Annotated in this window: 11 protein-coding genes; 4 read left to right on the plus strand and 7 right to left on the minus strand. The window is 42.2% G+C overall.

Translation table 11 applies throughout. The annotated features are described in order from the left end of the window. Window positions 1-262: 262 nt before the first annotated feature. Entirely contained in the window at window positions 263-2,302 is a 2,040-nt protein-coding gene (locus N475_RS00530; protein ID WP_063364515.1) for a winged helix-turn-helix domain-containing protein, read from the minus strand. Between the two features lie 218 nt (window positions 2,303-2,520). Between N475_RS00530 and N475_RS00535 the strand changes: the two genes are divergently transcribed. Both N475_RS00535 and N475_RS00540 read left to right on the plus strand, forming a co-directional pair. Next, a complete protein-coding gene (locus N475_RS00535) occupies window positions 2,521-5,595 on the plus strand; it encodes an efflux RND transporter permease subunit (RefSeq protein WP_063364516.1) in 3,075 nt (1,024 codons plus the stop codon). 77 nt (window positions 5,596-5,672) lie between these two features. After that, entirely contained in the window at window positions 5,673-6,731 is a 1,059-nt protein-coding gene (locus tag N475_RS00540) for an efflux RND transporter periplasmic adaptor subunit (protein WP_063364517.1), read from the plus strand. 167 nt (window positions 6,732-6,898) lie between these two features. On the opposite strand, the gene N475_RS00545 is transcribed toward N475_RS00540, so the two are convergent. Continuing rightward, entirely contained in the window at window positions 6,899-9,724 is a 2,826-nt protein-coding gene (locus N475_RS00545) for a TonB-dependent receptor plug domain-containing protein (protein WP_063356604.1), read from the minus strand. Between the two features lie 1,038 nt (window positions 9,725-10,762). Continuing rightward, window positions 10,763-11,950 carry a BaiN/RdsA family NAD(P)/FAD-dependent oxidoreductase gene (locus tag N475_RS00550; protein ID WP_063364518.1) on the minus strand — a complete coding sequence of 396 codons (1,188 nt, stop codon included), beginning with the start codon at window positions 11,948-11,950 and terminating at the stop codon, window positions 10,763-10,765. A gap of 366 nt (window positions 11,951-12,316) precedes the next feature. Here N475_RS00550 and N475_RS00560 point away from each other — a divergent pair, with 366 nt between their 5' ends. Further along, the gene (locus tag N475_RS00560) at window positions 12,317-14,452 is read left to right on the plus strand and encodes a S8 family peptidase (RefSeq protein ID WP_063356607.1); all 2,136 of its coding nucleotides are present in this window, start codon (window positions 12,317-12,319) and stop codon (window positions 14,450-14,452) included. Window positions 14,453-14,650: 198 nt separating this feature from the next. On the opposite strand, the gene N475_RS00565 is transcribed toward N475_RS00560, so the two are convergent. From N475_RS00565 to prlC, 4 genes are all read right to left on the minus strand, one after another. Next, entirely contained in the window at window positions 14,651-16,573 is a 1,923-nt protein-coding gene (locus N475_RS00565; protein WP_063356608.1) for a methyl-accepting chemotaxis protein, read from the minus strand. A 196-nt stretch (window positions 16,574-16,769) separates the two neighbouring features. Then, window positions 16,770-17,537, minus strand: coding sequence for a class I SAM-dependent methyltransferase (locus tag N475_RS00570; protein ID WP_063356609.1), 768 nt, complete (start codon window positions 17,535-17,537; stop codon window positions 16,770-16,772). A 76-nt stretch (window positions 17,538-17,613) separates the two neighbouring features. After that, window positions 17,614-18,768 (minus strand): response regulator transcription factor, encoded by a 1,155-nt coding sequence (locus N475_RS00575; protein ID WP_063356610.1) that lies wholly within the window; start codon window positions 18,766-18,768, stop codon window positions 17,614-17,616. A gap of 124 nt (window positions 18,769-18,892) precedes the next feature. Beyond that, on the minus strand, window positions 18,893-20,938 hold the full coding sequence (gene prlC, locus N475_RS00580) for an oligopeptidase A (RefSeq protein WP_063356611.1): 2,046 nt from the start codon (window positions 20,936-20,938) through the stop codon (window positions 18,893-18,895). A gap of 153 nt (window positions 20,939-21,091) precedes the next feature. Here prlC and gorA point away from each other — a divergent pair, with 153 nt between their 5' ends. Further along, a complete protein-coding gene (gorA, locus tag N475_RS00585) occupies window positions 21,092-22,450 on the plus strand; it encodes a glutathione-disulfide reductase (RefSeq protein ID WP_063356612.1) in 1,359 nt (452 codons plus the stop codon). Window positions 22,451-22,551 lie beyond the last annotated feature (101 nt).

Below are 22,551 nucleotides of genomic sequence, written 5' to 3' on the forward strand. Positions count from 1 at the left end.
ATTTCAGCTTTCACATAAGTGTCATACCCTCTCAAGCAAAATTCGCTCATTATTCGAACAAACCTAACAAAAAATCATGTTCAGGTATAACTGGATTAGTACTTAATGCAAGTAAGTAAAACAGCCAAATCATCGGGTGTGCAGACTGTATTAACTACACCACCCAAAAGGCGCTATTAGGTATGTTTTGGGAAAAACTAGAATATAGATGAGAAAGTCTACATGATTTACAAAAGAGCACCCGCTCCCCCTAGGCTTAGCTCTAATGCACTGTAATTTTAATAATATCTGCGCTAAACGCGCTCTCTTCTTCAATAAACAAAACGCCGTTAGAATAAGTAAAGTTGCTTACGTCTGTTCCAGAATACACCATTACAGACAAGCCACTCGATAAGTTGTGTTGGTAAAGATTCTGCCCATCACTCTCGTTGGATAGGTAAAAAATATGCTCGCCCTGTTTGAGTAATTTAAAGTTTCTACCTTTATTAGACAGGTTTTCTATACCTTCAACTTTTGTCGCGTCCATACCAAAGAAAACACCACCTTTGCCATCTAGCCATAGCGTGTCCTCGGAGTTCCTTGCATGCGACACAGCAGCAAAGTCACTAATTTGCTCTATTTCCCCACTATTCGTATCGTAGCTTTCAATAACCCACGCATCTTCTCTCTTTACGCTGTATGACAGCTTTGTAGGTGTAATAAATGAAATGTAGCGCATATCTTGCTCTGGCATATCCAGTTTTGAGACACGCTCTTGCTCTATGTCAATTAGATACATTTCGTTTACCGACAGCGCTGCAATAAATTGATCATCTGGTGACCACTTAATATCGAAAAAGTGCATTTTCTTATTAAACTCTGTTAGTTTGCGGCTTTGAGATGTTGAGAGGTTACGTATCCAAATTTCTTGAACACCTGACTCCAAAGAAACGTAGGCAATTTTGTTTGCATCATTCGATATACTTGGTAACTGATCTTTAACCGAAGTATTTACGATGATACGTTTGCGCTTGTTTTCTAGGTTGTATGCACTGATATCTCTATTCACGATTCCACCAGAATAAACATAGTCTTTACCATTTGGAAAACGAGCAGGGTGACTAATAGAATGGGTTACTTGGTAAATTACGTTACTCTGCTGTCCGTTGCGGGTATAAGACAACAACTGCTCAGAAGGAGGCTCCCCAACTAAAATTATGCCATCTCCTTTATGATTCCATATCGCACAACACGCATATTTGTTCAATTTAAAAAGAGCTGAAAGCTGGTTTGTGGACAGGTCCAAACTGTATAAACCTAGCCATTGGCGGTCATTCGGTGAAGATATCAATACTTCATTATTTTGAGGGTGAAGATCAAATTGGAAATTGCCCTGAATATTTAACTCGGGTTGGGGCAACCTTTTACTAACCGAGGTTGTTAAATTCAATTCATAGATGGAGTATGGTGTATTGGGCCCCGTATTTTCGGTATAAATAAGTCGATTATTATCATGAGTAAAAAGCATTTTTCCAAAGCTTCCTACGGGACAGGTATGAATTGGCTCACTGCGAACCACTTCAAGCCCATCTAAAATTACCCTGTAGTAGATACAGCTATTATCTGTCGTGTTGAGATAAACCAGCTCTTTGCTATCCATTGACCAGCTTGCTGGACCACTGCCACCTTTTTGTCGACCGACTTCTTCAATTTTTTGGCTATGAAGATCTTTTACAAAGAGCTTTAAGTTGCCATTTACTAGCTTAGAATACGCTAAAAACCTTCCATTAGGTGATACAGAAGGTAAAACTTCCTGCTCCCCATCCCGGGTCAGCGCTTCAGACAACACCACTTTAGGCACTTTGTCAGTGCTATCTGTATCCAAGATATACAAGCTGAGTAATGCGATACAGAAAAGGCCAAGAACAACTGTTAAAACTCTGAAAATATGGCTATTTTTTTTACTTGCTATCAATGTGTTGGTCGTTTCAGACTGTGCACTTGCCTCATCACACTCCTCCACTACTGCCACAAACTTATACCCTTTTCGGGGGAAGGTTGCTATAAAACTTGGTGATTTAACATCATCCTGTAAAGCTTTTCGTAAATTGGCGATAACTCTGTTAATTGCATTGTCAGTAATTATTCTTGACTGCCAGACTTCTTCCATCAACTGGTTTCTACTGATGACGATGTCAGGGTTTCGACAAAAGTAACTAAGTAGCTCTGCTAAAAGAGGTTCAAGCTCAGTAACAGTGCCATCTTCCTTAATGAGCTCTCGTTTCGTCTCACAGTATGTATAACAACCAAGTTTCCAACGCATTGAAAAGTCACTTTAAAATTATAAATGTAACACCCCATAAGCAATAAAGTCACCTATTATCATAAAAAATCACCTCTGAATTCATTACTCATAATGTTAAAAACCCTACCCTCCACTCAGTAAGTTTAAGTTTGAAGCTAGGCCAGTGAATAACATCACGTCACACAAGAAAAGCCGTGTTTTTGCTTAATAAAAGATGACCCTTTGTGGATAAGCATATGAATTTGACATCAAAATCAATAAACAACCCTGCAATAATTGCAGTCATTACTTGCCTAGTATTTATGCTTGGTTGTTTAAGCATATTTAAATTACCCAACCAACTTCTACCGACTATAGAACGCCCTCAGTTACATGTATCAACAAATTGGCGAGCTGCAGCACCTGAAGAACTGGAATCTGCCATTATAGAACCTCAAGAGTTTGTACTAAAAAGTATCTCGGGATTACAAGAAATAAGCTCATATATTGAACAGGGATTCGGCAGTATCACCCTCACGTTCGAAACAGGTGCTGATATGGATAAAGCGAGATTAGATGTTATTAATAGCTTGAATCAGGCCCCCCCTCTGCCACTAGATGCTGATGAGTCAATCATCTCAGAAGGCCGCAGTAATAATGCAGCTTCATTACTGATTCGTCCTATAGATAAAAATAATTCACAAAGTATCTATGAGTATCAGAAGCTAATTGAAGATGTTGTCAAGCCAAGGCTAGGGAAAATAAAAGGTGTTAGTCAAGTTAACTTAATGAGTCATCGTAGAACAGAATTACAAGTTACATTTGACCCTTTTAAAATAGCATCATTAGGTATTTCATTGGACAAAGTTGCAGATGCTGTATCAAGCAACTCTGATATGTCAGGCGGGTTTGTCAATGTCGGCAGACGCAAGTATACAGTTCGATTTTCCGGACGAATAGACACAGATAGTCTAAGCGATAAAATCATTTTATTTAAAGGTGACACACCGATTTACTTAAGAGATATTGCCACAATTGATACGGTATTAAGTGAGAGGCGAGGCTTTTCCCTGCGAAATAGTATGCCTGCATACTACATTACTATTGATAGTGGTAATAACGTCAATACTGTCGAGCTCATGGATGGTATAAACCAAGCAATAAATGAGTTAAATTCAGAAGCTTTGAAAGAAGTTGGATTACAAATTGATTTAAGTTTTGATGCATCTGTCCACATCAGAAATGCAATAGCTCTAGTATTAAGTAATTTGGGCATGGGTGTTTTTCTGGCTTTATTGATTCTCAATGTATTTTTACGAGATATTCGAACTACCCTCATTATTGCTACCACTATTCCCGTCTCGTTAATGTTCGCATTTATAGCTTTAAACGTGTTGGGAAGAAGCTTAAATGTTATCTCCTTGGCTGGATTAGCATTTTCAGTAGGTTTAGTATTGGATGCAGCAATTATAGTTCAAGAGAATATTGTACGGTATAGAAGTAACGGGCTTGGCAAAGTTAAATCTATCATTGAGGGCTCCAAGCAAGTTTCAGGGGCATTATTTGCTTCAACGATTACCAGTGTCGCTATTTTTTTACCGATCCTTTTCATGGAGGGTATCGAGGGACAATTATTTTCTGACTTAGCAATTACTCTGGCTGTAGCTGTGATCGCTTCGTTGATATCTGCAATAACAGTATTACCCGTAGCAAGTAAATTATGGATGAAGGTAGAAAACAAAGCAGATCCATTCTCAAATTTATGGATAACTATTTCTAACCTCTCAGATAAACTCACTAACTCATTGGTAAAACGCTTACTTTGGATCTTTGGCTTAATTGGCAGTTCAATTTGCATTGTCTTTTTACTTACTCCCAAAGCTGACTTTTTACCTCGCGTACCAACTGATGGCTTTTTTATGGGATTCGATTTGCCATCTGGTGTCAATGTCGAAACTATAGAAAGTGAATTAGCGCCTATCATCCAAAACCGTTTAGAACCTTTTGCATTAGGTGAACGTGAACCGAAAATTAAAGACCACAATTTTTTTAGTTATGGCCCGAGTAATACAGGGGGATTCATATATCTAGATGATCCCAAACGCGTTGAAGAGTTAATGCACATCGTCAGAAGTGAAGTACTCGCTGACTTGCCCGGCACTGAAGTATTCCTTTCTCGGGGTTCAATGATTCGTATGGGACGTAACGGAGCTCAAAGCATAGATATCAACATACAAGGTCCCGATATTGAACTGTTAATAGCGGCAGCCAAAATAGGCATGGAAGAAATCAACGAAAAGCTACCAGGCGCATTTCCCCGCCCTTTCCCCGGCCTACAAATTGCGGAACCTGAACTTAATTTGACCCCCAACGATTATACAGTTTCTCAATCTGGTCTTAACCGAGATTCATTGGGTCAAATAATCAGAGCGTTAACGGGCGGGTTATTCATCGGAGAATATTTTGACGGCAACAAAAGACTCGACATCATAATGCGCTCTCAAGAGTGGGTTGAGCCAGATAGGCTCGTTGAAATGCCGGTATATACTCCGTTGGCAGGCCTAAGAACCATAGGCGAATTGACTGAATTAACCCGAACTGTAGGACCAACTCAACTTTCAAGATATGAAGGGCAAAGGACTTTCACTATTTCACTGAGCCCTCCGACAGGCGTTTCTATGCAAGAAGCACTTGATATTGTTAAAAATGAAATCACGCCCAAAATTCAGCAAGCACTGCCAAGTGACTCTCGAATTCTAATAAGTGGTAATGCCGATCAAATGAAGCAAGCGATCTCAACAATGGCTATTAACTTTTCGCTCGCTCTGTTCATTTTATTTTTGATTATGTCTGCGCTATTTAAATCAGTTACTGACAGCTTGTTGGTATTACTTGTGTTGCCATTAGCTGCTGCCGGCTCAGTAATTGGTTTAGAGATACTAAACATATTTATATTTCAGTCTCTAGATTTGCTGACCATGATAGGTTTCATCATTTTATTGGGCTTGGTCGTTAACAACGCAATTTTATTAGTTGAGCAAACCAGAAATGCAGAGCGAGAGGGGTTAAGTAGGGATAGGGCTGTGAAAGAAGCCGTGAAAGTACGTGCAAGACCAATATTCATGAGTACGCTTACTAGCTTATGCGGCATGATCCCGCTCATTTTGGTCCCAGGAATAGGTGCAGAAGTATACCGAGGGCTGGCCACCGTTATCTTTGGGGGCATGTTAGTAAGTGCGACATTCACTTTAGTCTTACTTCCAAGCTTACTAAAAATCGAACTTGCTCGTTTATTTAATAAACGAGGCGTTAATATTGCCAACCACTCTTAAAAGATAGCTATTAGAAATTAATTCGATTGCTAGTTGCCATAACATTCTAGCAGTCAGTGTAGAAGGAATATGAACACATGCACAATTTAAAACAAAGTATATATACAATTATGATAATAGCTGCAGCGTGCCAGTTGATGCCTACCAAGGCTTCTGCAAATAATGCTTGGGTCAAATTATCAGAAGTAAGCTCTGTCCAAAAAGCACCAAAAATAAATATGAATGCGAGAGTATTCAGTAAACATGAAACACGTATAACAGCTGCTATTGATGGACAATTAACTTATGTAGCTGAAGTTGGAACCAGAGTAGAGGCTGGCGGCATCGTGGCCAAAATGGATACAGTTGTCTTAGATCTTGAAATAAGAGAAAAGAAACTACAGATACAAAAAGCAGAATTACTGTTAGACCATTTAAACAGCAACCTCGCACGACTGACCTCAATAGAGCAAAAGAATGTTACTGACTTTGAGATCGATAAAGCAGAGTCTGAGCGAAATATTGCCAAAAGTGATTTGGAGCTTTTTAACGTTCAGTTAGAACAACTTGAGGACAAAGTCAGACGCGCAGCAATTAGAACACCCTATGATGGGATAGTAACAAAGCGCTGGCATCGAGTTGGCGAATACATCAATAACAGTGATCTCATCATCAATATGTTAGATACCAAAAATTTAGAAGTTAGGTTGGATATTCCATTGAAGCACCGCGCATACATAAAAATGGGTGATGAGATTATATTTAAAACGCTTGATTCTCAGTTTAAAGCGCCTGTTTCTGCATTAATTCCTTCTTTTGACAGTAATTTACAAACATTTGAGATGCGAGTTTCGCTACCTGAATCAGCAAACATCCACCTAAACATAGGAGAGTTAGTCAGCGCGGCTATTCCAGTGAATAAGAAACAGAATCAATTAACGGTCAAACGCGATGCTCTCATTATTCGCAAGCAAGGCTCTTATGTATTTAAATACGATCAATCTACACAGCAAGTTCAGAAAGTCCCCGTGAAAGTAGGGTTTGGCGACAGTATATGGGCTGTAGTTCAAGGGGATCTAAAGATTGGTGAACAAGTTGTTGTACGTGGCGGTGAAAGACTATCGAATGGGCAAAAAGTAACAGTAAACATGTTATGAATACGATATTAAACGTGTCCAATAACAAAGCTATGGCTCATTCAAATTAAATGATTGAACTACCAGCTTCATTTTACATCTCAAATTCAAAACTGAAAAATGCCAGCAAGAAACCTTGCTGGCATTTACGCACAGGGGAAACACCTGTGGCGGAGCTCTGTAAGTGGTTAAAGTGTGTAACTCAACCCTAAGATAAAGCTACGGCCTGTAATTGGATAAGTGCTGCCACCTGAACTCGTGCCAGGGTGGCCTAACCAATCCTTATCCATCACATTGTTTACGTTGAAATAAACCTCAAAGTCATCATTTAGGTAGTAACCTACACGCAAATGATGAAGGACTGACGTTGGTAAAACATGCTGCTCGTAGTCTTCAGCAGTAACATCTCTTCTGTATAAAACAGAATGGACGTAATTGGTTTTCCAACGCACTGATAAGTCATTTAGGCTGTATTTTGCGACGAAACTGCCTTTCCATTCAGGCGTGCCAGATGAGCCGGCATATTCAAAAACAGTTTCTCCCTCTAAAGGAGAGTCCACAAAGGTTGAATTGATAATACGTGTAGCATAAGCGCTCAACTGAAGGCTGCCGTAGTCACCCAACTTCCAAGGGTAGTAAACGCCGACATCAACACCTCTTCGAGAAAGTAGGTTCGCATTTACCCAAGTGTCGTTAATATTGGTGATATTGCCATCTGCAGCGCGCGTAACCTGCGCACAAAACCCGTTATTAATGGTTGCAGAATCAACACACATTTCTGCGGTATCGAATGCCCCAAATCGCGCAATACCGTCGTTCAAGTCAATATCAAAGTAGTCCACTGTCAAACTTAAGTCTTCAATAAAGCTTGGTGTGAAAACCAACCCAACCGTTTTTGTGTAAGCCGTTTCGACTTCTAACTGTTCATTTCCAGACACAGTCACATCCACGCCGGTTGTGACATTCGTCGCGGCATTGAAATCTGCAGATAAACCTAAGGCCTGACAATTGGCTTTACGGATCGCTTGTTTGTCTGTAGATATGGTATCAATTTCCGTCGCATCACACGGGTCATCGCCACGAATAAAGGTAATCGAACTTGGGCTCAATAACTCGGTTAACTGAGGCGCTCTCACGGCTTTTGATTTAACCGCGCGCAGACGCAGATCATCGGTCACAGCCCAATTTATTCCCAACTTCCAACTATCCGTTGTGCCAGCATAAGTATAGTTGGCCTTACGGTAGGCGGTTTCAATGTCAAGCTGTTTAACCGCTGGTACATCCGACAAAACTGGCACGACTAATTCGACATAGGCCTCTTTCACCGTACGATCCACATCGTTATTTTGGCTTTTCTTGTTACGGTTCAAGCCCAGTAATGTGGTTTCTGATAAGTTAACTTCCATGCCCTCTTTACGTATTTCTACACCAGTTGCAAAAGAGAGGTATCCCGCAGGTAAATCAAAAATATCACCCGTAATATTTGCCGAGAATGTATGCTGAGAGATCACTCGCTCATCGGTAAAAGGGTCTAATCGCAAGTAATCTACCACCTCTTTGCTCAAAGGCATAAATGGGTTGAATTCAGGGCAATTCGGTTCGCACTCACCAATCAAGGTATAACCACCATCATACCTTTCACTATTGATACGATTAAATGACGTCGCCTGGGAGGTTGTTTGACCGCTTGCAACGTATGCGTCCCACACCCAACCGTTGTTTAACTCGCCTTCAAAAGAGAGCGACACCCCAAAATACTCCCGCTCTGTGTCGGTTGTTCGATTACCAAAATCATTAAACGTATAAGGGATCGCAATCCAGTTAGAACCTGTACCTGCTTGCTTCACCGTATCAATAACTTGCTGTGGAACAGTAAATGGCGCATCGGTAATATCAACCCAGCCCTTATTACTAAAGATAAACTCAGGGTCAAGCTGTGTTGTCGCACTGACCTTGCTATATGACACACTCCCCGTCATATAAATATCAGAGGGTAATTCATAGTTGCCCGTCACATACGCACTGTAGCGCTGATATGGCTGAATGGGTTCTGTAGGACCTGCGCTGGAATACAAATTAGGATTTAAATCATGGGACTGCTTGTAATATGAATGTAGTTCAGAATCTAAAATGGCGAGATACCCTTCACCCAGCTGACCGTCATCTTGACGTTGAAATTGATAATAGTTGTAGGTCTTATCAATCATAAAAGTCGGACGGTCTGGCGTGATATTGTAGTCCGACCAACCCACATTATTAAGAATGATATTTCTCGGGTTATCGCCATCAGGGTTGCGAATATAGCTTGTTTGGCCTCTAGCACCTTTACGGTCGACAACTCTAAGGCTTTCTTGATTAAAGAAATCGAAACTCATCATAATGTTGCCACCATCGATTTCTTTACCGTAGGTCAATGTCAGGCTTTGTGATTCTGCATCTCCCTGTTCAGACGTGCCCGCTTGCGCATCCACGGTAAAATCATTGTAGCTTTCTTTTAAAATGACATTGATCACCCCAGCGACCGCATCAGAGCCATAAATAGAGGAAGCACCACCAGTAAGAATCTCTACCCGCTCAATAAGCCTTGCGGGAATATTACTGACGTCTGTTACTAACAAGCCACTGCTATCTACCGTTTGTGCAGGACGACGACCATTAATAAGCACCAAAGTGCGAATTTCACCAAGCCCTCTCAAATCAGGGACTGACAAGCCCGCGTTGGCAGGATTGTAGGCATTGTCTGTAGATTCAATCCCCTGCGCAAACTGCGGTAATGTTGCGAGAACATCACCAACATTCAAGCTTCCACCGACGTTCAACTCATCAGAGCTTATCACCATAACTGGCGCAACCGTTGTCATACCTTGGCGTAAAATTCGGCTACCGGTTACGGCAATTTTTTCAATCTTTTCTTCTTGTGCACCACTTTCCTGTGCAGCAGCTTGCTGGTTTGCGCCTAGAGCACTGCTTATCGCTATACCCAGTATTGTTTTTCTTATAAAGATGTTTCGCATTTTAATCCCTCCTCCATACAACTTGGAGGCTCCCCTAGTTGATATTGATGTAATGAACCTTGTTACATTTTGATGAAGCAAAATTAGAATGTATAAAATATACAATTATAACAAGTACAAAAATTCAACGCATAAAAAATACCTCTTCGCCAAGGTGAATGTAATTTCGGTACTTTGAGGATATAGCGGATAAAAAATCAACCTGTGCAGGTATCTATGCAAATAGGAGCGTTCCTATTTAATGTATAATATATAAGTATATGTTAATTTACTTTAGTTATAAAAAACACAACACAGCTCGAGCTTTCAAGATTAAAGGTAAACAAATAAAGAAACACATAGTAAGCAAATACTTACATACAAGATAAAATCAAGGTATGGTAATAATCTACCCAGAGATATAAAAACGCTTTAATTGTGAAAAACCAAGCCATCATTTAACTTATATCAAGAAGCTTTTCACTCACTCCTCAGCAACTTAAAATGTGAAAAACAAGCGGCAGTGATTAAACGCATGGACAGTTCGGCTCAATCCCAAAAAATAGAAGATATAAATTATGCAATTTCAACATTCTTGCTATACAAGAGTGGCAACCAAAATCTATTACTAGACTTAAAAGATCAGATAAAGATGGCTTTTTAGTACAAAGTATTCACGTGGGCTGAATTGGATATCCATGGAGCGTCAATTTCGACACTCCTTACTTAAAACATGAGACTTTAACTTGACCAACCCACTTTTTGACTATTGTGGTGCAGCATTTAAGCTGTTGGATTTACTTGCTACGACGCAAACCATCTAATCGCAGTTATAGGCTCTCCACACTGAGTTTTTATAATTGTGCCAAAAACAAAGTTACCTGATAAGCCCTATGAGCGCAGGACTACTTTGAACTAAGAATTTTAATAGAAACAAAAAACACTGCTTTTATAGGTAATAACTATTTTTGGCTTGCTGTAAACCCCAATGGTGTTTGTTTAGTAAAAACGGAGTGCTTACCTCATTCTACAAGTGCCAATCTATATATTGGGCAACAACTAGCACACCTGCCCACATGCCCAGCCGCTTGACCAGGCGTATTGGAAGTTGTATCCACCTAACCAGCCAGTGACCTCGGTCACTTCACCAATAAAGTAGAGGCCTTTGGCTTTTTTTGCTTCAAAGGTTTTGGAACTCAACTCATCGCTGTTAACACCGCCTAATGTAACTTCAGCGGTGCGATAGCCTTCTGTGCCATTAGGTTTGATTTGCCAGCGACTTAATGTGCTAGAGATGGTGTCAATCTCGCCATGAGAAAGCTGGTTAGCGGGTTTGTCAGGTACGGTATTTTCTGCAATTAACGCTTCAACAAAACGCTTGGGTAATAGTTGACCCAGTAGGTTTTTGACTGACTTTTGCCCTTGGGTTTGGCGCCAGTCATGTAATAGATCTGCAATGTGCGTGTCTGGGAGCAAATTGATGCTCACCGCTTGCCCAGCTTCCCAAAATGAGGAGATCTGCAATATAGCAGGGCCAGACAAACCGCGGTGGGTAAACAAAATGTTCTCTCTAAATTGTGTGCCATCTTCGCTGGTTACTAAGCTGTCTACACTGATCCCTGATAGCCCTTCAAAACGTGCCTTGTCATGATCGTGCAAGGTAAAAGGCACCAATGCGGCGGTGGTAGGCAATAACTGCAGGCCAAACTGCTCCGCAATTTTATACCCAATTGGAGAGGCACCCAACTTTGGCATCGTAAGTCCACCAGATGCCACGACCAAAGATTCACAGGTAAATGTATGATCAGAGCTTTTGACTATATATGTACCTTGCTCATCGCGGGACACTTTAAGTACTTCGTTACGTAAGAAGACTTCGACCCCAGCCCATTCACATTCAGTCATCAAAATATCCACAATGTCTTGTGCGCTGTTATCACAAAATAGTTGACCAAGTGTTTTGTGGTGATAGGCAAGTCCATGGCGATCTACTAACTCAATAAAGTCATGTTGGGTATAACGACTCAAACTCGACTTAACAAAGTGTGGATTTGCGCATAGGTAGTTATCTGGGCTGGCATTTTCGTTGGTAAAATTGCAACGTCCACCACCACTAATGAGAATTTTTCTTCCCACTTTTTTACCCATATCAACGATGGCTACCTTGCGTCCACGATAGCCCGCCTGTCCCGCACACATTAATCCGGCCGCACCAGCACCGATGATCACTACGTCATATTGCAACATTGTATACTCTGAAACGAAAAACTTATGTCGCAATTATAACTATTTTTAAGCTAGAGGGGGAGTTTATAGTTCAAAAGACAATCAAAAAGACATATTTTTATCACTTTTTAGAATATGAGATAAATCATTTACAATCGTTTACATAAAGAAATAGTTTATTCTTTAATCAGGAATATTTTGATAAAATGTAATGAAAACATAATGATAATGAAATAATAAAGACTTTTATCCATCCCCTTATAACCAAAACAATAGTGTAAATAACAAAACAATACTTTCACACAAATCACACCAAGTTTACTTTTGTTAACCACTTGGCGAGCAAAGGTTGCCAAGATAACAACAAGTAAAACAAGGGTAAAAAACATGACAACAGGAAATTTCAAATTAGCTGCTCTTTCAATGGCAGTAACAGGACTACTTTCTGCAAACGCAGCAATGGCATTACCAGAGCTAGCAAACATGCAAGCAGAGCAATTTGGTCAAAGCGTACCAAGCCAAGCACAACTCGCTGAAAAACTAGAATCACAAAGCGGGTTTGGCACTCAGTTCATCATCAAGTACAAAAATAACAACAACGACATTATGTCGCTTTCAAGCGCTGATATGTCACCAGCAATGATGAACACTCGCGCTCGTAGCTTCGTTAAAGGCTTCAACAGCAAACGTGCAGCAGCTAAAGCGCAGTACGTTCGTCCGATGGCGCTTTCTAACCACCACGTAATGCGTGCAGACAAAAAGCTAAGTGCAGCAGAAACGCAAAAGTTCATGCAAGACATGATCGCATCTGGCAACGTTGAACACATCGAAGTTGACCAAATGTTACAACCATTTGCGACACCAAACGATCCTAGCTACAGCTCACAGTGGCATTACTTTGAAGCTGCGGGCGGTATCAACGCACCAGCAGCTTGGGATAAAGCGACAGGTAGTGGTGTTGTAGTTGCGGTACTAGATACTGGTTACCGTCCACACGCTGACCTAAACCCGAATATCCTACAAGGTTACGACATGATCTCTAACCTATCTGTAGCGAATGATGGTGGCGGTCGTGATAGCGATGCACGTGACCCGGGTGATGCAGTAACAGCAAACGAGTGTGGATACACACACAGCGCGCGTAGCTCAAGCTGGCACGGTACGCACGTTGCAGGTACAGTTGCAGCGGTAACAAATAATGGTGAAGGTGTTGCGGGTGTTGCGTATGACTCTAAAGTAGTACCAGTTCGTGTACTTGGTAAGTGTGGTGGTTTAACGTCTGATATCGCTGACGGTATCATCTGGGCATCAGGTGGCTCAGTATCAGGTGTACCTGCAAACGCAAATCCAGCTGACGTAATCAATATGAGTTTAGGTGGCAGCGGTGCATGTAGCTCAACAACACAAAGTGCAATCAACCAAGCTCGTGCAAATGGCACTGTAGTTGTAATCGCAGCAGGTAACGACAACGATAATGCTAACAACTACAACCCAGGTAACTGTTCTGGCGTTGTAAACGTAGCTTCTGTTGGTCGTAACGGTGGCCGTGCCTACTACTCAAACTACGGTACTTCAATCGACGTTGCAGCACCAGGTGGCGCTCAGAGCTTTGCTAACGACCCAGAAGGTATCCTTTCAACGTACAACTCTGGTAGCAACACACCTTCAAGCGACAGCTACAGCTACTCTCAGGGTACTTCAATGGCTGCGCCACACGTAGCGGGTATTGCTGCGCTAATTAAGCAAGCTAAACCAACTGCAACGCCGGATGAAATCGAAACAATTCTAAAAGACACAACACGTAGCTTCCCTGCAACGTGTACTAACTGTGGTACTGGTATTGTCGATGCAAACGCAGCAGTAGATATGGCACTTGGTAATGGTAATACAAACCCAGGTGACAACGCGCTAGTTAACGGCGAAGCGAAAACAGGCCTAAGCGGTGCGAAAAATGCTGAAGCATTCTTCACTTTCGAAACGCCTGCAAATGCAAGCAAAATCACTTTCACTATGAGCGGTGGTACAGGTGATGCGGACCTATACGTAAGAGCGGGTTCTAAGCCTACAACGTCAACTTACGACTGTCGTCCATACGAAAGTGGTAACAACGAAGTATGTACAATCGACAACCCATCAGGTACTTACCATGTAATGATGCGCGGTTACTCAGCATACAGCGGTGTAAGCCTTGTTGCTAACGCAGAAACTTCTGGTACTACGCAACCAGGTGGCCTTACTGAAAACAACCTTTCAGCGTCTACAGGTAACTGGAGCCGTCACCAACTAACTGTACCAGCTGGCATGTCTAGCCTTACAGTTAAAATCTCAGGTGGTTCTGGTGATGCTGACCTTTATGTAAATCCAGGTGCTGCACCTTCTACTTCAACTTACCAATGTCGTCCTTACGAAAGTGGTAACGCTGAAACATGTACTATCACAAACCCAGCAGCTGGCGTTTGGCACTTCGGTGTAAGAGCGTACCGCACTTTCTCAGGTGTAACACTAGACGCTCAATACAAGTAATCCCCTACAACTTGCAGTAAATGCGGGGCCGACATAGTTCGGCCCCTTTTTTGTCTTCACTCAGGCGTTTTTTGCATGCGTTACTCTTGTGGAGTGGCAATAAGTGCCCACTTATTGTGGCCGTATCGTTGTCACACCCATAAAAAAAGACCAAACAGAAGTTTGGCCTTTCGCTTACTCTCACGTTAATACTTTAGCTTACAAACCTAAGCTGTCTCTGATTTGAGCCATTTGCTGCTCTAGGCTTTGTTGAATTTGTTGTATTTGCTGATTCGAGCTGTTGACCTGTTGTTTCATTGATGCCATTGAACTACTGAAACTATCCACCAGCTCAGTTTGTTGGTTAGATAAAACCATCGCGTCTGCTGCAACTTGGCTTGCACCTTGTGCTCGCTCTGCAACACCTTCGGAATTGCGTTTGAGCTCTTGTGCATGCTCTGTTTGTTGCTGTGCTTCTGACGCCAAAGCACTTATTTGATTAGATACCTTACTTGAATTGTCACTCAGAATATTCAGCTGTTCGTTAATGTCTGTTAAAGAGTCTTGAGTCTGGCGCGCCAACTTTCTTACTTCATCTGCCACCACCGCAAAACCTCGCCCATGCTCGCCCGCACGAGCTGACTCAATCGCAGCATTCAGCGCCAACAAGTTGGTTTGCTCGGCAATGGTATGGATCATCTCAATGACCTTACCTACATCCTCAACCCCGACTAGCAATTCGTTCAAACTACTTAGGCCCTGCTCGACCCGCTGTTGTGTGCTAGAACTGGCTTTAAGCATGGACTCAGCAAAACCAACACTCTGTGTCATGGCATTGTATGTATCACTGGCATTGTCCGCCACTTGTTGATTAATATTACTCGCTTCGCCACCAATGACTTTAATTTCGTCCAATTGAGTTTGATTGTGCTCCACCTGCGTATAGGTATTTTCAGACTGGTGCCCTATGCTGGCCAAGTTACGATTCATCTCCTGCATAAAGTCATTAATGACTTGTAGCATTTGCTCACGCTCTTGCGCTTCTGTGCGCTGTCTTTCAATGAGTTGATTAAAGTACTGGGCAATTTCACCTACTTCGGTATTTGCGCGCTTACATTTAATTTGCTTGAGCTCATTACTTTCAATCAAAAATGCAAAGCCATCTCGCAAGTTACGCAGTGGGGTCAGTACTTGACTAAACTGCACCCAATACATACCTCCTGCAAGTAGCACCAGTAAACCAATTGCCGCACCAAAAATCGTAAATACCTGAGATTTAACAGCTGTCTGCTGGCTCTTCAGCTCCTCGCCAGCTTCTAGCATTAAAGCTGATAGCTGTTTGATATCGTCCCTCAAGGCGGTGATCCCCTGTTGCCTTTGTTGGGCTTGTACAAGGGTATTTTGTAAATCGCGACTAAAACGATTAGGCCAACTGGTCAACTCCGCTTTAATTTCTTGCGCCAAGTCCTCTGGCTCTTCACCCAAAAACAGCTCATCCTCATCGATTTCAGTCATTACCCCTAAATCGTCGAGGCGCTCTATTTGACGCGCAAGCTCTTGCAGTCGACTCAATGACTGATTCAAGCTTTGCTGAGTTGCCTTGTCGTAGTGCAAAACCAATTGATAAGTGTAAATACTTAAATTAGTCGTTTCAAAGTAATAATCTGACGCCAGCGAATAATAGCGCGTGCTCAGCGCATGACCATTAGCCTCTGCAACATAATTCATTAACGAAGAGGCTGAGCCTGCCATTTGTCTCAATGCATTGTCGAGCAGGGCCAACTCATTGCCAGATAGCTTACCCAGCGCACGGTATTTACCTTGTATATCGGCATCTAACTCGTCTAACTGCTGAGTCATGGTCGACATGGTATCGGAGGATATTTTTGACAAATGAACACGTTTTATGGTGCTGATCTGCTCACTTGCTTGGTTTAAATATTGGCTGTCTCCTGCACTTAAATAGTCTTCAATTGTGCCTGCGAGATCAATCAACACCGTATTTTTTAACTGCGTATACGCACTGTCCTGTTGATCTAACTTGCTAAATACTTGGCTTGCCCAAAATAAAGTTACCGCAAGAATGATACTGGCTGTCGCTAATAAAATAGCAAGCAACCGGGTGAAAGACGAAACACGCATATGTACTACAGGCCTTATCAGTTGATTTCGACGCTAGACTATTAATGTTTTATGACAATTTGATGTAAATTGTATAGTTCCTGCTCACCCAAGTGAAAAAGCATACTTTTTACGTATGCTTTTTGTGTACAAGTTTGACAGTTTTTTGAAGCTTCTATGCTGATGAGGTTAAATTTTTAACTTTTGAGCTGTGCCACTACTTCATGGCCGCATTCACATAGACATCGAAACGGTTTTTCTTGGTTGTAATTTGCATACTAGGGGTATGAGCATTTAAAAACGGCGCATAATCGGGGCGTTTGACAACCACTCGTTTGGTTGCAAGCTCAGTTGCAAAAGGCAACAAGGCGTCCGCATCTTCGTCGGCTCCAACCAAAGACTGAAACACACGCATTTCTTTTTTAACCTGAGCAGACTTCTCGCGATGAGGAAACATGGGGTCCAAATATACAACGTCGGGTTTTGACGAAACATCTTTTGCTGCTTGTTCTAATAAATCATGGCTAGAACCAAATGCGATGGACATATTGTCTTTCATCCAATTGCCTATTTCAGGATCTTGATAAGCTCGTTGTAATCCATCATATAGGAGTGCTGCAACGACTGGATGCCTTTCATGCATCAGTACTTTGCACCCTAAAGAGGCCAATACAAATGCGTCTCGGCCAAGCCCTGCTGTCGCATCTAAAACAACAGGCGTCACGCCTTTATTTAGACCCACAGCTTTGGCTATTGCCTGACCTTTTCCGCCACCAAATTTGCGCCTATGTGCACTGGCACCAGTTACAAAGTCCACACGAATTGCCCCAAGCTTAGGCTCATCTTTTTTAAAAAGCTGCAAGCCCTCTTCATCATAAACAAGACGAAATTCGTTATCGAGTTCAGTCAACGTATCTAGTTTAAAGCGTTGAGTTAACTCATCTAGGTAAGTGCGGTTTTCAGTAAATGGCGTATGAATGTACAACTGCAGACTCCTGTTGTTTAAGCCTGCAGAGTATAACGTTTAATAAGATAAAAAAGAACGCATCTGCTCAGTGATACTAAAAAAGCTCAATGTCTGTTTGTGAGGGGACTTCTTCTTCACCCCAAGGTTTAGCCATTTGATTGAGGCTCTGAATAAGCTCCTGACGTACCTGAGTGATCTCGCCAAGCTTATACCGAATAATTGAAAACTCATCGTTCACAAAAGCAAAGTGCTCACACAGGCTTTCCATCGACGCCTTATAGTCTTCGCCCAATGCCTCTTTAACCGCATCTTGTTTTACAAACTCTTCTAGTTCAGAAACCTTATTACCGTATACTTCGCCAATGCAACTGAGCTGCTCGCTTAGCTGTGCAAAGGCCAAACCAATTTCTTCCACCTTGTTGAGCGCAACTTCACTCACTTCCATATCTTTAATTTTGGCATTAGTTGCCTCTAGAATATGGGGAAGTAAATCTTTAAATCGACCGTATAGCGCAGGGTCGTCCGTCGGCATATTTTTTATCAGCAAAGACACTTTCGGATAATTAATAATGGTGCGCCGGCCAAAATCAACAAAGCGGCTACCATCTTTGTTGGTTTCTAATAGCTCCTGCTCTATAGGCTGTATAGCCCCCTCTTGAGAGAAAAAAACAGCCTGATTGTGATACCAAAATGCCAGAGCGACTTCTAAATTAAGTGGCGTGAAAAACTCTAAAAAATATTCTGATAGCGTATTTAAGTCATGCGCATGATAAGACTGGCCAACGTAACGCATGATACGGCCCATATCACCAGAGTCTGTCATCGCAATCTCAGCGGTGATTTGCGCACGCTGCATATCTTGTTTTAACGCTACTGATTGACGTCTATAGTCGTCCAGCACTTTAATACGCGCGAGTAACTCTGAACCTTCAAAAGGTTTAACAATATAATCCGCAGCTCCCGCATTGTAGCCACGCATGCGTTCACTAATATCACCTTTAGATGACAAAAACATCACGGGAATATCAGCGGTATGTTCCCCACCCTTTAAGCGCTCACACACTTCAAACCCAGACATACCGGGCATCTCAACATCAAGCAGGATAATGTCTGGCTGATACTTTATTGCCAATCTTAAGCCTTGCTCACCATTTTTAGCGTGGATCAATTTACAGTTTTGAGATAGTGACTGCTCGATAACATGGTGGATCAGCTTGTCATCGTCAATGGCAAGCACTAAGTTGGTCATATGGCTTTCCCTACAAGATCAGGTCTTTACCATAGCATAGACGGTACTGCTTATTTTGCGAGTGCAAAAAACAACAAAGCGCCCAGTTAGGCGCTTTGTTAAAACAAAAAATACTTAGCGTAAATTAAGCCGCTTTCCCTATGCCACTATGGCGTAATAGGGCGTCAACTTTTGGCGCTCTACCTCTGAAGCGTTGGAATAAGGCCATAGGCTCGTCTGAACCGCCCATTTCTAAAATATTTTCCATGAATGCTTTACCCGTTTGCGGATTGAAGATGCCTTCTTCTTCAAAACGAGAAAACGCATCAGCAGACAGCACTTCAGCCCATTTATACGAGTAGTAACCAGCACTGTAACCACCTGCAAAAATGTGGCTAAATGCATGCTGGAAGCGATTAAACTCTGGCGCTTTTGTCACAGCTACCTGTTCGCGTACTTTATTTAACGTAGCTTGAATTTGGCAAGGCTCAGATGCGTTGTATTCAGCGTGAATTCGGAAGTCAAATAACGAAAACTCAATTTGTCTGAGCATTTGCATCGCAGACTGATAATTCTTCGCAGCCAACAGCTTGTCTAGTAGCTCTTTTGGAAGCGACTCACCGCTCTCATAATGACCAGAAATGAAACTCAATGCTTCTTCTTCATAGCACCAGTTTTCTAAAAACTGGCTTGGTAACTCAACCGCATCCCAAGCAACGCCATTAATACCGGCCACCGCGGGGGCATCTACTTGTGTCAACATATGGTGAATGCCATGGCCAAACTCATGGAATAATGTCGTTACTTCATTATGTGTAAACAATGCTGGTTTGTTACCCACTGCTTTGTTGAAGTTACACACTAGATATGCAACCGGTGTTTGCAATGAACCATCAACAGCAACACGACGACCCATACAGTCATCCATCCACGCGCCACCACGCTTGTGCTCGCGCGCGTACAAGTCTAAATAGAAGTTGCCACGTAACGTCCCTTGCTGATCGTGAATTGCAAAGAAGCGAACATCTTCGTGATAAGTATCAAATTCATCGATTTCTGTTACCGTAATTCCAAATAGGCGATTTACAGTTTCAAATAGGCCACTTAACACAGTATCGGCAGGGAAGTATGGGCGTAACAGTTCATCAGAGATGGCGTATTTCGACTGTTTTAACTTTTCACCGTAGTAACCATAGTCCCATGCATCAAGTTGAGTAACGCCATGCTGCTCTTTAGCAAATGCTCGAAGCTCTGCAAGTTCTGCTTCTGCTTGTGGCTTAGACGCTTTTGCCAAATCACTCAAAAACTCAAAAACTTGTGCTGGTGATTCTGCCATTTTAGTTGCCAAGGATTTATCTGCATAACTCTCAAAGCCCAACAGTTGTGCAATTTCATGTCTCAGTGCAAGTTCTTCAGTCATTAACTCAGAGTTGTCAAATTCGTTGGCATTTGGTCCCTGATCTGACGCACGTGTTGCAAAGGCGCGATACATTTGTTCACGCAACTCACGGTTGTCAGCATATGTCATGATGGGTAAATAAGAAGGGATGTCTAGGGTAAAGACCCACCCTTCAAGCTCTTTGCTCTGCGCAGTGTGTGCGGCCAACGCTAATGCCGACTCTGGTAGTCCACTTAGCTCACTTTCTTCTGTTACATGTAAATGCCACGCTTGTGTCGCATCCATCACATTATTACCAAACTTGGCGCTTAATTCTGAAAGTCTCGCGCTGATTTCACCGTAGCGCTTTTGACCCGCGTCATCCAAAGCAATACCTGATAATTTGAAATCTCTCAGTGCGTTGGTTATTGTTTTTTGCTGCGCTGTAGATAAATTGGCAAACTCACTGCTTTGTTGCAACGCTAAAAAACCATTATATAAACCTTGGTGTTGGCCTGCATAAGTCGAATATTCGGAAATCAGAGGCAGACACTCATCATATGCTTTTCTTAGTTCTTCGTTATTAACAACTGAATGCATATGAGATACAGGCGACCACATTCTCGACAACTTATCATCAGCTTCCTCTAGAGGTAGAACAAAGTTGTCCCAAGTAAATTGCTGCTGCGCCACGGCGCTGTCTATGGTATCTCGGCAGTGCTCAATAGCCGCCTTTAATGCAGGAACAATATGCTCAGGCTCGATTTTTGAAAATGGTGGTAATCCTTCTAAACCGATTAATGGGTTGCTCATAATGTCTCTCTTCAATTTTTTATTTCTTAATTAAACTTGAAATAAGGGCAAATAGCGCAAATACAAGTAAAACTTACTAACCTAGTTGAAAGTTATGACGTATTTAACCTGTCATATCAAGACTAGTTCAGCGAATTCATAAGAGGAAAAATTATGGCTCAACATTTTGACTACATTGCCATCGGTGGTGGCAGTGGCGGCATCGCATCAGCTAACCGTGCGGCAATGCGTGGCGCAAAAGTCGCTCTTGTCGAAGCAAAACATATGGGTGGCACGTGTGTAAATGTAGGGTGTGTACCTAAAAAAGTTATGTGGCATGGCGCTCAGGTAGCAGAAGCCATAAAGTTATATGCACCGGACTACGGCTTTGATGTTGAGCTAAAAAACTTTAACTGGGCCAAATTAGTTGAAAGCCGCGAAGCCTATATTGGCCGTATTCATCAAGGTTACAACAAATACCTTGCGAGTAATGGAGTCACTGTAATCAATGGTTTTGCCAAGTTTATTGATAATAAAACTATTGAAGTGAATGGCGAACAATATACCGCGGATCACATTTGTATTGCCGTAGGTGGACGCCCTAGTATTCCAAATATTCCAGGCGCTGAACACGGTATCGACTCAAACGGCTTTTTTGAATTAAATGAGCAACCACGCCGTGTGGCTGTGATTGGTGCAGGTTATATTGCGGTAGAACTTGCTGGCGTACTTCATAGCCTAGGCACTGAAACGCATTTATTTGTGCGAAAACATGCGCCACTTCGTAACTTCGACCCAATGGTTGTTGAAACCTTAACTGAAGTGATGGAAAAAGAAGGGCCAAACTTGCATACCCATGCAACACCTAAGGAGCTTGTCAAAGAAGCTGACGGTTCTGTCACACTGCATCTCGAAAACGGCGAGTCACATACTGTAGATCAAGTCATTTGGGCTATCGGTCGTGAGCCAGTGACAGACAAAATCAATTTAGCTGCAACTGATGTTGAAACCACCAGCAAAGGCTATGTCAAAGTTGACGAGTGGCAAAACACGTCTGTATCTGGCATTTATGCATTAGGTGATATCATGGAAGGTGGTATTGAATTAACACCTGTAGCCGTAAAAGCTGGTCGAATGCTGGCTGAGCGTCTGTTTAACCCAGAGCTACCGAATGCCAAAATGGATTACAACTTAGTACCTACCGTGGTATTTAGTCACCCACCAATCGGCACGATAGGACTCACTGAGCCAGAAGCAATTGCAGAATATGGCGAAGACAACATCAAAGTGTATAACTCAACCTTTGCAGCCATGTACACCGCAGTAACCCAGCACCGTCAACCTTGTAGAATGAAACTGGTTTGCGCGGGGCCAGATGAGAAAATCATCGGTCTACATGGTATTGGCTTTGCGGTTGATGAAATGATCCAAGGTTTTGGCGTAGCGATGAAGATGGGCGCAACCAAAGCAGACTTTGACTCAGTAGTCGCCATTCACCCTACGGGCTCTGAAGAATTTGTTACTATGAGATAACACTGTGATGATGGGCTAACGCCTAGCCCATCATCTTTCCCAAACACTTGCCTTGTTTACAGCTAGGCTTTATTGTCAAAACTCCCTAACTTGTTTGAAAT

The organism is Pseudoalteromonas luteoviolacea DSM 6061, from assembly GCF_001625655.1.
GTDB classification, from domain to species: domain Bacteria; phylum Pseudomonadota; class Gammaproteobacteria; order Enterobacterales; family Alteromonadaceae; genus Pseudoalteromonas; species Pseudoalteromonas luteoviolacea.

Bases quoted from the DNA above. Each gene is read 5' to 3' on its own strand.
- N475_RS00530 (WP_063364515.1), bottom strand. From the start codon at position 2,302: ATGCGTTGGAAACTTGGTTGTTATACATACTGTGAGACGAAACGAGAG.
- N475_RS00535 (WP_063364516.1), top strand. From the start codon at position 2,521: ATGAATTTGACATCAAAATCAATAAACAACCCTGCAATAATTGCAGTC.
- N475_RS00540 (WP_063364517.1), top strand. From the start codon at position 5,673: ATGCACAATTTAAAACAAAGTATATATACAATTATGATAATAGCTGCA.
- N475_RS00545 (WP_063356604.1), bottom strand. From the start codon at position 9,724: ATGCGAAACATCTTTATAAGAAAAACAATACTGGGTATAGCGATAAGC.
- N475_RS00550 (WP_063364518.1), bottom strand. From the start codon at position 11,950: ATGTTGCAATATGACGTAGTGATCATCGGTGCTGGTGCGGCCGGATTA.
- N475_RS00560 (WP_063356607.1), top strand. From the start codon at position 12,317: ATGACAACAGGAAATTTCAAATTAGCTGCTCTTTCAATGGCAGTAACA.
- N475_RS00565 (WP_063356608.1), bottom strand. From the start codon at position 16,573: ATGCGTGTTTCGTCTTTCACCCGGTTGCTTGCTATTTTATTAGCGACA.
- N475_RS00575 (WP_063356610.1), bottom strand. From the start codon at position 18,768: ATGACCAACTTAGTGCTTGCCATTGACGATGACAAGCTGATCCACCAT.
- prlC (WP_063356611.1), bottom strand. From the start codon at position 20,938: ATGAGCAACCCATTAATCGGTTTAGAAGGATTACCACCATTTTCAAAA.
- gorA (WP_063356612.1), top strand. From the start codon at position 21,092: ATGGCTCAACATTTTGACTACATTGCCATCGGTGGTGGCAGTGGCGGC.